12 protein-coding genes are annotated in these 10,000 nt (G+C 46.1%); 9 read left to right on the top strand and 3 right to left on the bottom strand.

Going from position 1 to position 10,000, the window contains the following annotated elements; genetic code table 11:
* Positions 1-131 precede the first annotated feature (131 nt).
* Genes LDL40_RS05710 through galE form a run of 3 tightly spaced genes read left to right on the top strand, consistent with a single transcriptional unit; the run spans position 132 to position 3,433 of the window.
* A complete protein-coding gene (locus tag LDL40_RS05710) occupies positions 132-1,469 on the top strand; it encodes a UDP-glucose/GDP-mannose dehydrogenase family protein (protein ID WP_300994224.1) in 1,338 nt (445 codons plus the stop codon).
* 40 nt (positions 1,470-1,509) lie between these two features.
* Positions 1,510-2,409, top strand: coding sequence for a UTP--glucose-1-phosphate uridylyltransferase GalU (gene galU / locus LDL40_RS05705; RefSeq protein WP_300994223.1), 900 nt, complete (start codon positions 1,510-1,512; stop codon positions 2,407-2,409).
* Between the two features lie 10 nt (positions 2,410-2,419).
* On the top strand, positions 2,420-3,433 hold the full coding sequence (gene galE / locus LDL40_RS05700; RefSeq protein ID WP_300994222.1) for a UDP-glucose 4-epimerase GalE: 1,014 nt from the start codon (positions 2,420-2,422) through the stop codon (positions 3,431-3,433).
* A 57-nt stretch (positions 3,434-3,490) separates the two neighbouring features.
* Here galE and LDL40_RS05695 read toward each other — a convergent pair whose 3' ends face one another.
* The 3 genes from LDL40_RS05695 to LDL40_RS05685 form a co-directional block, all read right to left on the bottom strand.
* Entirely contained in the window at positions 3,491-5,107 is a 1,617-nt protein-coding gene (locus tag LDL40_RS05695; protein WP_300994221.1) for a response regulator, read from the bottom strand.
* Between the two features lie 116 nt (positions 5,108-5,223).
* A complete protein-coding gene (locus LDL40_RS05690) occupies positions 5,224-6,234 on the bottom strand; it encodes an MJ1255/VC2487 family glycosyltransferase (RefSeq protein WP_300994220.1) in 1,011 nt (336 codons plus the stop codon).
* A gap of 13 nt (positions 6,235-6,247) precedes the next feature.
* On the bottom strand, positions 6,248-6,829 hold the full coding sequence (locus LDL40_RS05685) for a thymidine kinase (RefSeq protein ID WP_300994219.1): 582 nt from the start codon (positions 6,827-6,829) through the stop codon (positions 6,248-6,250).
* 199 nt (positions 6,830-7,028) lie between these two features.
* On the opposite strand from LDL40_RS05685, the gene LDL40_RS05680 reads away from it, so the two are divergent.
* The 6 genes from LDL40_RS05680 to LDL40_RS05655 all read left to right on the top strand — a co-directional run.
* Positions 7,029-7,448 (top strand): MAPEG family protein, encoded by a 420-nt coding sequence (locus LDL40_RS05680; protein ID WP_300994218.1) that lies wholly within the window; start codon positions 7,029-7,031, stop codon positions 7,446-7,448.
* Positions 7,448-7,882, top strand: a complete 435-nt coding sequence (locus LDL40_RS05675; RefSeq protein WP_300994217.1) for a YqaA family protein — start codon at positions 7,448-7,450, stop codon at positions 7,880-7,882. Before LDL40_RS05680 ends, LDL40_RS05675 begins: the two co-directional genes overlap by 1 nt.
* Positions 7,883-7,901: 19 nt before the next feature.
* Positions 7,902-8,792: a peptidylprolyl isomerase gene (locus LDL40_RS05670; RefSeq protein WP_300994216.1), complete on the top strand. Its 891-nt coding sequence runs from the start codon at positions 7,902-7,904 to the stop codon at positions 8,790-8,792.
* Positions 8,793-8,950: 158 nt separating this feature from the next.
* Complete coding sequence (locus LDL40_RS05665) at positions 8,951-9,343, top strand: DUF2750 domain-containing protein (RefSeq protein ID WP_300994215.1); 393 nt, start codon at positions 8,951-8,953, stop codon at positions 9,341-9,343.
* Positions 9,344-9,491: 148 nt separating this feature from the next.
* A complete protein-coding gene (locus LDL40_RS05660) occupies positions 9,492-9,716 on the top strand; it encodes a bacterioferritin-associated ferredoxin (RefSeq protein ID WP_300994214.1) in 225 nt (74 codons plus the stop codon).
* 86 nt (positions 9,717-9,802) lie between these two features.
* Positions 9,803-10,000: succinylglutamate desuccinylase/aspartoacylase family protein (locus LDL40_RS05655; protein WP_367304300.1), on the top strand; the 198-nt coding region annotated here is incomplete at its 3' end.

The raw sequence follows: 10,000 nt of genomic DNA, 5'->3' as shown, positions 1-10,000 counted from the left end.
CTGCAACACAACACAATAGCTTAACCTGATTCAGGTCAGGTAAAGTGTCAGCGCCTCATGATGCAGGCACTCTCTGGTGCTATGCACCGGATTAATTCAACGTCTGCCAGTAAAAGATTAAAGGAAAGTCAGTGAAAGTTACCGTATTTGGCATAGGCTATGTCGGCTTAGTGCAGGCTGCAGTATTAGCCGAGGTTGGCCACCATGTGGTTTGTGTCGATATCGACCATGACAGAGTGGAGAACCTGAAAAAAGGCATTATTCCTATCTATGAACCTGGTTTAACTCCGCTGGTTGAACGGCATTATCAGGCCGGACGCCTGCGCTTTACCACTGACGCTCAATCAGGCGTAGAGCATGGTGAAGTGCAGTTTATTGCGGTGGGCACACCACCGGATGAAGATGGTTCAGCCGATTTAAAGTACGTACTGGCAGTTGCATCGACCATAGCTCAGTACATGCAAGAACCTAAAGTTATTATTGATAAATCTACTGTGCCAGTTGGAACTGCAGACAGAGTAAAAGCTGTAGTCGCCCAAAAACTGCAGGAAAGAGGTTTGGCTATTGGTTTTGACATAGTGTCAAACCCTGAGTTTTTAAAAGAAGGTGCTGCAGTCAATGACTGCATGAGGCCGGATCGGATCATCATCGGCTGTTACGACGATCATCCAAAAGAGCTGATGCGTGAGCTTTATGCACCTTTTAACCGCAACCATGACAAAATGATTTTTATGGATGTGCGTAGTGCTGAGCTGACCAAATATGCGGCTAATTGCATGTTGGCCACCAAAATCTCCTTTATGAATGAAATGGCAACTCTGGCTGAATTGCTTGGCGCTGATATTGAAGCCGTGCGTAAAGGCATAGGTTCTGATCCACGCATTGGTTATCATTTTATTTATCCTGGTTGTGGTTATGGCGGCTCCTGTTTTCCAAAAGATGTACAGGCATTAATCCGTAGTTCTGAGCAACATCACTACAGTCCTGCTATTCTGCACGCCGTGGAGCAAGTGAACACAGCACAAAAACTGAAATTACCGGCTTTAGTCCGGGGCTGTTTTGGTGCCGATCTGACAGGGAAACGATTTGCTGTCTGGGGTTTGAGCTTTAAGCCAAACACAGACGATATGCGCGAAGCACCAAGCAGGGTGCTGCTGGAAGCCTTATGGCAGGCAGGCGCTGTAGTGCAGGCTTATGATCCGGAAGCTATGCATGAAACCCGCCGTATTTATGGTTCTAGAGCAGATTTGCTGCTGACAGAGAACAAAGAGCAGGCGTTAGACAATGCTGACGCCCTGATTATCTGTACAGAATGGCAGCAATTTAAAGCTCCTGATTTTGATCAGATCAAAGCAAAATTAAAGCAGGCCATCATTTTTGATGGTCGCAACTTGTTTGAGCCAGAGCGGCTGAAACAAAAGGGCTTCCGTTACTTTGCCATAGGGCGTGGTGACTCAGTAAAGTTTTAATCAGCACTATAAAGTCTGAAGTATCTTGGAGAGAATTCTGGTGAAGTTAGAAAAAGTGGTTATACCTGTCGCAGGACTTGGCACCCGTATGTTACCGGCAACTAAGGCTATTCCAAAAGAGATGTTGCCTCTGGTAGACAAGCCGTTGATCCAGTACGTGGTCAACGAATGTATAGCGGCTGGTATCAAACAAATAGTTCTGGTGACTCATTCCTCAAAAAACTCAATTGAAAATCACTTTGATAAAAGTTTTGAGTTGGAATCCATACTGGAAAAAAGGGTAAAACGCCAGTTGCTGGATGATGTGCAGCGTATTTGTCCAAAAGACGTCACTATCATGCACGTGCGCCAGGGCGAAGCTAAAGGTTTGGGTCATGCGGTGTTGTGTGCTTTACCTTTGGTTGGCGAACATCCCTTCGCAGTGGTGTTGCCTGATGTATTGATCGACCATTACGACAGCAACTTAAAAACAGAAAATCTGGCTGAAATGATTGCCCGGTTTAATCAGACAGGCGCCAGCCAGGTTATGGTGGAGCCAGTGCCTGAGCAACAGGTTAGTGCCTATGGTATTGTGGACCTGAGCAATGAGCAAATCAAAGCTGGCGAGTCGCAATCTATTAAAAGCATTGTGGAAAAACCTGATGTCGACAGCGCGCCTTCGAATCTGGCCGTCGTGGGACGTTATGTGTTTTCAGCAGCTATCTGGAATTTATTAAAACGCACTCCTGCAGGTGCCGGTGATGAAATCCAGCTGACAGATGCTATTGAAATGCTGATCCATAAAGAAAAAGTGGATGCGTATCACATCAGAGGCCGAAGCCATGACTGTGGTAATAAAATTGGTTACATGAATGCTTTCGTTGAGTATGGTTTACGGGATCCGGATCTGAAGACCGAATTTGCCAAAAATCTGAAAGCTTTGGTCAACAAATATCAATAATAGGGATGTTATGAGTTATGTACTTCTGACCGGTGGTGCTGGCTATATTGGTAGCCATACTGCATTAGCTTTGCTAAACGCCAATGAGCAGGTGATTAGCTTTGACAACTACCATAACTCTAGCTCCGAATCACTGAAACGTGTGCAACAGTTATCTGGCCGCTCTCTGATTGATATTCAGGGTGACGTACTGGACAGCCAGGCTTTAGCACAAGTCTTCGAGCAGTATCCTATTAAAGCCGTGATCCATTTTGCGGCTCTGAAAGCAGTGGGGGAGTCGACCGCCAAGCCACTTTGGTATTACGAAAATAATGTGACGGGCACTATCAACCTGTGCAAAGTGATGAGCCAGTATGGGGTGAAAAAGCTGGTGTTCAGTTCTTCCGCTACTGTATATGGCGCGGCAGAGCAGATGCCTATTCATGAATCTGCGCCACGCTCAGCCACTAATCCTTATGGCCAGAGTAAGCTGATGATTGAGCATATACTGGCTGATCTGCACTCGTCAGATCCTGACTGGAAGATTGCGGTGTTACGTTACTTTAACCCTGTAGGTGCTGATGCCAGTGGCATGATTGGTGAAAACCCCAATGGCATCCCTAATAACCTGATGCCATTTATTACTCAGGTTGCCGTTGGTAAAAGGGACAAACTGCAGGTGTTTGGTTCTGATTATCCGACTGCGGATGGCACAGGAGTGCGTGACTTTATTCATGTCTCTGATTTAGCACGCGGCCATTTGGCAGCTCTTGGATATCTGCAGCAGGTCCAGGGCATTGATTACATTAATCTGGGCACAGGCCAGGGTTATTCAGTGCTCGATGTGATCCACAGTTTCAGCAAAGTCAATCAACTGGACATTCCTTATGTCCTGACGGATCGTCGCCCGGGTGATATAGCGCAATGTTATGCCGACCCGTCAAAGGCGGCTCAGGTGTTGAAGTGGACAACAGAAAAGACACTAGAGGATATGGTTCGCGACAGCTGGAACTGGCAAAAAAATAATCCAAACGGCTACAACTAATAAAATTGGGGTCAGATCACATTAGTTACGCATAACTAATGTGATCTGACCCCATTTTTACAACATTTGCTGAATTTGCTCTTTGATGAACTGATATCTTTTACGTTGGTCTTTGGGCAATTCTGCGTCATCTATCACGTTCATACATTTGTGAGCCAGATAGATCAAATCCTCATTCAGACGGCCACGCTGGCTGATAGCCTGCAACAGATTCATGGCGATACTGGCATTGGCAGGCATAGTTTTCTGCGCTTCTATAAAATAGTTAATAGCTTCAGAATATTGCCCCAGGCTATATGCTTCCATACCCGCATTGTGACTGGCCATCATAGTGGCTCTTTTGCTGCTGTATTTATCCTGCTCAGATAAAAACATCATATTCAGAGCTTTGTTGTATAAATCTGAGCTTTGCGACAAAGTATTCAGGCTGCCCATATAGTGGTCGCTCATAGCCAGATTGCCGCTTTCAAAATAAGCTCTGGCTCTGTCCAGCAAAGCGGAGGGCGATAAGGTTTTACCCAGACTCAATTCTTCACTTTGCTGCAACAGACTTTTAGCTTTTTCTGTTTTGCCTTCCAGCACCGCAGCTCTGGCTTCGATCACCAGCTTGTCATGTTCGTAGGTCGCAGGGTTAAAGCGCTTTTTTACATCCTTTAAAAAGTAATCCACTTTGCCAAGTACTGTGCGTCTGTCCCTGACCGACATATCCTGAGCGTTTTGGATCATAGCTCTGGCGTAATTCAGCATATTGTCAGCTGTGTCGTACATCGAATATTTGGCCGCCTCAAGTAATTTTGAGTGGATCCGAACAGCGAGGTCCGGCTGATTATTAATAACGGCTAGATTAGCTAACACATGTTGGCGCAGGTAATTCTTAGGAGAAGCTTCGGCCACAATACGCACTGTATTAAAGGCTTCTTCGGTTTTGTTCTGGCTCAAATACAAACGGGTCAGCCAATCCAGAGCTTCAATACGGGTCTCGGGCTGGTTCACCAATTCAGTTAATAAGTCCTCAGCTTCGGTGTCCTGGTCCTGATAGCCCTTAGCCACCGCTATTCCCAGCTTAGCCCAGGGCAGATCCCTGAATTCCAGTACCTGAGTATACAAATCTTCAGCATCTTTAAAGCGGCCTACTTTGACCAGCAATTCACCTTTTAGTCTATTGATATAAGCGTGATGCAGTGGGTATTGCTCCAAAGCCACATCACAGGCCTGAATGGCTTCCGGGTAGTTTTCTTCAGCTATCATCTGATATGCATATTTCAGGGCTCTTTTCACCTGGAAAGCCCGGCCTATGCGACGCTCTAATTCAGCATAACTAAAAGGTTTTAGCAGGTAATCGTCTGGCAGGAACTCAATCATGCCATAAACAGCCTGGCGGTGACGTTCACCGCTGACGACAATAAAGCAGCAGCTGTGCTTGAGGGAATGTTCTGCTTTTAGGGCTTCAAACAGCTGATAACCATCCCGGCCAACGCCAAGATTGTAATCACACAGGATAAAATCGAAATCCGTCTTACGGCAGGCAGACATGGCGGTTTCAGCATTACGGGCAACCACAACGTGGTCGAAACCAATCAGCGCTAACATGCTTTTCATGTACGCTATGACTTGTTCGTAATCTTCAATGACCAGAACTTTTTTTGACCGATAAAATGCTTGCTTGGAAACCACTTAGCTCAACTCTCACACTAACAGTCGCTAGCCTATCACAACACAAAGCGACTGCGCTCGTAAGAATATTGAACTTAAATTGCGATCATAGGGCCAGCCAGAGTGTGGCTGCGCCTTCACCATAAATTAAGTTGCTGTAATTCACCGGGGCAGGCCCCGGCACGGATCCACTTAGCTAAGGCTAAAGCCACATTAGCGTATTGCACTTTATGGCCTGTTTCCGCAGAACTTAACCAGCTTGAAATCACCTGAGTACTCAAACTGCTGGTGCTTTGCCCTAGCTGTAACTGAGTCAGTGCCAGCGCGTTGGATTCTTGCTCCATCTGTCCTTGTAACGCCTTTACCAGTATGCGTTTTTGTAGCTGCAGTGCTTCACTGACTAATTCAAATCCTGCGTTACTGAGCACAGCATTGGAGTGTAGCAAATCACGCTTAAAATCTTCGACGCAAGGTCCTGAACACTGAATATGGCCATGCTGGCTCTTACTCAGTCCAGGGCCGTACAAATAAAACTGATACTGAGTTAAAGGCTGAAGCCAGCGGATCACCTGTTGTTGGTCTTCAAATGGCAGGTAAACCAGCACTTTATCCAGGTCCGCCGTATTCACAGCTGGCTGCAAATCAACAATAGGGGGTAATACAGGCTGATTAAAATGGTGCCAGTGCAAACCTATTTGCTGCTGAGCCGGAGCAAAATATTTAAAAATACTGCGGCTTAGCGGGTTGGAGTGAATTTGTGGTATCTGATGTAAAAACGCGTACTGATGGCCAAAAGCAACGGAAGGTTTTTTCTGACTGCGCGCTGCCCAGGCCGTAACAGGTTCAAAGTCGGTCAGAACCAGATCATAGGCCGAACAGTCCAATTGGCGGATATCCCGCCAAAGTTCTAAAGGCCTGGCTCTGAGGGCAGTTTTTACATAATTGATATGGCCTTGTTCGGTTACAAAAGTCAGGCCCGTTTTTACCTGATAGTCACCAAACTGTTGCATATCAAAGAGTTGATCTGCAGGTCGGCCAGAAAATAAAAAGTCGACCTGGACACCTTCGGCTTTGAGGTACTTGCCCATAGCCCGGGCTCTGCTGATATGTCCATTGCCTGTCGCCTGCACACCATACAAAACCCGCATCCACACACTCCTGTTAGTCCCTCCAGACCAGCGCTTTAAAGTGAGCACGGCACATAGAGACATATTGATTATTACCGCCTATCTGCACCTGGCTACCTGCAGTGGCCGCCTTACCGTTTTCGTCCAGCCGCACTACAAAGTTGGCTTTTCTGCCGCAGTGACAAACAGTTTTCAGTTCTACTAACTTATCTGCCCATGCCAGCAGCGCCTGGCTGCCGGCAAAGGTTTCACCTAAAAAGTCAGTTCTTAAGCCAAAAGCCAGTACCGGCACATGCAGATCATCAACTACATAGGTCAGCTGTTTAACCTGAGCTTTGGATAAAAACTGAGCTTCATCAATCAGTACGCAATCCAGAGCACCTTGCTGTTTCAGCGCTTTGCAAGCGTCAATAAAGTCAAAATTGGCATCAAAAATCAGCGCGTCCATCGACAAGCCTATGCGCGAGCTGATTTTGCCCACACCAAATCTGTCATCAATAGCAGCGGTAAACAGCGCCACTGTCATGCCTCTTTCCTGATAGTTGTATGCACTTTGCAGTAAAGAGGTCGACTTACCTGCGTTCATCGCTGAATAATAAAAATACAATTGCGCCATCTGCGTGGTCTCATAATGAAAAGTCCAGTGCAGTATAACTAAAAGCCGATCTGTGTCGTAGCCTAACGGCCAAAGATGACAGTAAGAAGACAATTGACGTACACTGTCTACCGACATAAAAATGGGGTCAGATCACATTAGTTACGTATAACTAATGTGATCTGACCCCATTTTAAGCTTTTGAATTCAAGGGGAAACAATGGATAAATTGTTATTTGGTTCAGTGCTGGTGCAGGTGATATTAAGCCTTGCCATGATGGTACTGATGGGGAAGCGTCGGTTTAAAGCGGCCAAAAACCGTGAATTGCCGTTCAAAGCCTTCCGGGTGATGGATTTGACTGGTGCAAACGAAAAGGTTATTACCGCCAGCCGCAACTTTGATAACCAGTTTCAATTACCTGTGTTGTATGTATTTGCCGTGGTTTTTGCATTCCAGTTTGGTGTTGCGGATCTTAGTCTGGTTATTTTGGGGTGGTTATTTGCCGTCAGCCGTCTGCTCCACGCTTATATCCACGTTGGCGCTAACCATGTACGGATGCGTTTTGCCGTTTATGTTTTTGGTGCCCTGATGTTAGTGCTGTTCTGGTTAAGATTAAGTCTGCTTTATTTTTATAGCTGATGGCAGATCTAATCTGGCCTTATCTGAGTCTGGCCTTTAGCGCTTTTATATCGGCCACTTTGCTGCCGTTTGGCTCAGAGCTAGTGCTCATAGGACTGATAAAACAGGGATATCCGACACTGTTGCTTTGGAGTATAGCGACAGTGTTTAATACCTCAGGCTCCTTACTGAACTGGTATTTAGGCCGGCAATTACTCAGGTTTCAGCACAAAAGCTGGTTTATGTTTAATGCGGGTCAAATTAACAGAGCCAGCAATCAATTCCAGCGCTGGGGCTTAGTGTCCTTGCTGTTTGCCTGGCTGCCAGTGATAGGTGATCCCCTCACTTTAGTGGCCGGGATACTCAGGGTTCCTTTCGTCTGGTTTGTACTGCTGGTAGGATTTGGCAAAGCATTACGTTATGGTGTGTTGATAAGCATGCTTCCTGCAGTTTAAATGGAATGTTGGAGATTTGATGAAAGCTTTATCTGTTTGTACTTTGTTGCTTGCGTTAAATTCGATGCTGGTCATGGCACAGCAAAGTCCTTCAGCCAGTGCTGCGGCACCTGCAACTGTGGTTAATTCTTCCTGGCAACTGCTGCCACAGGACAATCTGCTGTATCTGGAAACTGATCAGGGACGTATTGTTATTTTATTAGCACCTCAATTTGCGCCACAGCACGTGAAAAGGGTCAAAGAGTTGGTGAAAGCCGGTTTTTATGATGGCGTCACTTTTTATCGGGTGATTGAAGGTTTTGTTGCGCAGTTTGGAGTGCCAGAGCATGAGTGGGGCAACAGAGCCAAGCTCGCACCTATGAAAGCTGAATTTAGTTGGCCAGTCCGTAACAGCGATCCTTACCTATTGGTGCAGCGCCCGGATTTATTAGCTGAGGAAACAGGATTTAATCAGGGCTTCGCTGTTGCTCGCGAGCAAAATCAGGAATGGTTGGTGCATTGCCCTGGTGTAGTGAATATGGCCCGCGCCAATGAGCCTGATACGGGGGTTGCTGACATTGCAATTATGATGGGGCAGGCGACACGCCATCTGGATAAAAATATGTCGGCTTTTGGTAAGGTGATTTGGGGCCAATACGCAATCAATCGTATCCGTCGTGGTGATACCGCAGATGGTGGCGTTATAGGTTCAGTGGCCGCTCGTACTACGATCAGGCAGGCTCGGTTGGGATCGGACTTAGCACCCGACCGCCAGCTGCAATTGGAGTGGCTGAGTACCAGTAGTTCAGAGTTTTCACAGGCCCTGGCTGAGCGCCGTTCACGCACTCATGTGTTTTATCAGCACAAAGGCAACGGTAATATGGACGTTTGTTATCCGCAGGTGCCAGTGCGTGAGGTAAAACCACTATAAGGCCTTGCTATACTGAAGTGAATTGAAGTTGTCCTGACGGCGCAGTTAAAAGCGCCGTCGCCATAAGGACAGCAGCTATACACAAAGAATTTACTGGTCGATCACAGTCTTTTCAGTCATTATGTGCGCCTTTTCCGTCAGGCTCCAAGGGGATAGCAATGAACTACGAATTAACAGCTGATGATTTAAATAAACTCAGTTTATTGGACGCTGAACAGCGTTACGATTACTTCATTCAGGCCGTGGCCGATCTGGAAAAGATCTGGATCCTGGTAGATGAAGAAGGTTTTGTATTGGTTGATGCTGATGAAGAACGCTGCATCCCGGTATGGCCACATGCTGAATTAGCAGAACTATGGATCAATGGCGACTGGGCTCAGTGTCAGGCTCAGGCTGTAGATATAGCAACCTGGTTAGACAAATGGACCAGTGGTTTAGACGGTGACGAATTAGCTATAGCTATATTCCCGCATGCACAGGAACCAGGTGTAGTGATTGGCCCTGAAGAGTTTGCTGAAACTCTGATCGAAGCCACACAAGACAACGAATAATAGTTTTAAAATGGGGTCAGATCACATTAGTTACGCATAACTAATGTGATCTGACCCCATTTTTATGACTTAGATTTTCTCCGCGAAGCTATTGATAACCATTCTTGATTAGATTATGATGCACGCAGTTTAATTCGCAGGTGCATTTATGTACGTTTGTCTTTGTAAAGCTGTCACAGATAAAGCCATTCGCCAACAGGTCGAAGCCGGTGCTTGTTCTATGCGTGAGCTGAAACAAAATTTGGGTGTAGGCACTCAATGTGGCAAATGTGTCTGTCAGGCCAGCGATATTCTTGACTCTGCATTATCTAAACAGGCTTCACAACAACGTATACCGGTGTTAATGATCAATAACACTCGCCCTGCGGCTTAATAAGTCTAAGCACAATTCTTCATTTTTATGCATAAAATCAGCATTTAAAGTTAAATGGGCTGCATTTATTGCTATGTCTAGGCATAATGTTGCCATCATCTCCTGAGGTAAGCCTTATGACTAAAATTGCTAAGGTTGCGATAGTGGGCGGCACCCACGGCAACGAATTCTCCGGTATTTACGCGATTCGCCAATACCAGGCCAATCCTGCTTTAATTCAGCGTTCAAGCTTTGAAACCAGCACTTTGTTTGCAAATCCAGAAGCTTTTAAAGCGAATAAAAGG

This window comes from Rheinheimera sp. (assembly GCF_020217005.1).
GTDB lineage: Bacteria > Pseudomonadota > Gammaproteobacteria > Enterobacterales > Alteromonadaceae > Pararheinheimera.
The sequence above is the reverse complement of the archived record's forward strand: the minus strand, read 5'-3'. Positions and strand labels throughout refer to the sequence as shown.

Coding starts and splice junctions, on each gene's coding strand:
- galE (WP_300994222.1), top strand. CDS start 2,420: ATGAGTTATGTACTTCTGACCGGTGGTGCTGGCTATATTGGTAGCCAT.
- LDL40_RS05670 (WP_300994216.1), top strand. CDS start 7,902: ATGAAAGCTTTATCTGTTTGTACTTTGTTGCTTGCGTTAAATTCGATG.
- LDL40_RS05680 (WP_300994218.1), top strand. CDS start 7,029: ATGGATAAATTGTTATTTGGTTCAGTGCTGGTGCAGGTGATATTAAGC.
- LDL40_RS05690 (WP_300994220.1), bottom strand. CDS start 6,234: ATGCGGGTTTTGTATGGTGTGCAGGCGACAGGCAATGGACATATCAGC.
- LDL40_RS05665 (WP_300994215.1), top strand. CDS start 8,951: ATGAACTACGAATTAACAGCTGATGATTTAAATAAACTCAGTTTATTG.
- LDL40_RS05675 (WP_300994217.1), top strand. CDS start 7,448: ATGGCAGATCTAATCTGGCCTTATCTGAGTCTGGCCTTTAGCGCTTTT.
- LDL40_RS05685 (WP_300994219.1), bottom strand. CDS start 6,829: ATGGCGCAATTGTATTTTTATTATTCAGCGATGAACGCAGGTAAGTCG.
- LDL40_RS05660 (WP_300994214.1), top strand. CDS start 9,492: ATGTACGTTTGTCTTTGTAAAGCTGTCACAGATAAAGCCATTCGCCAA.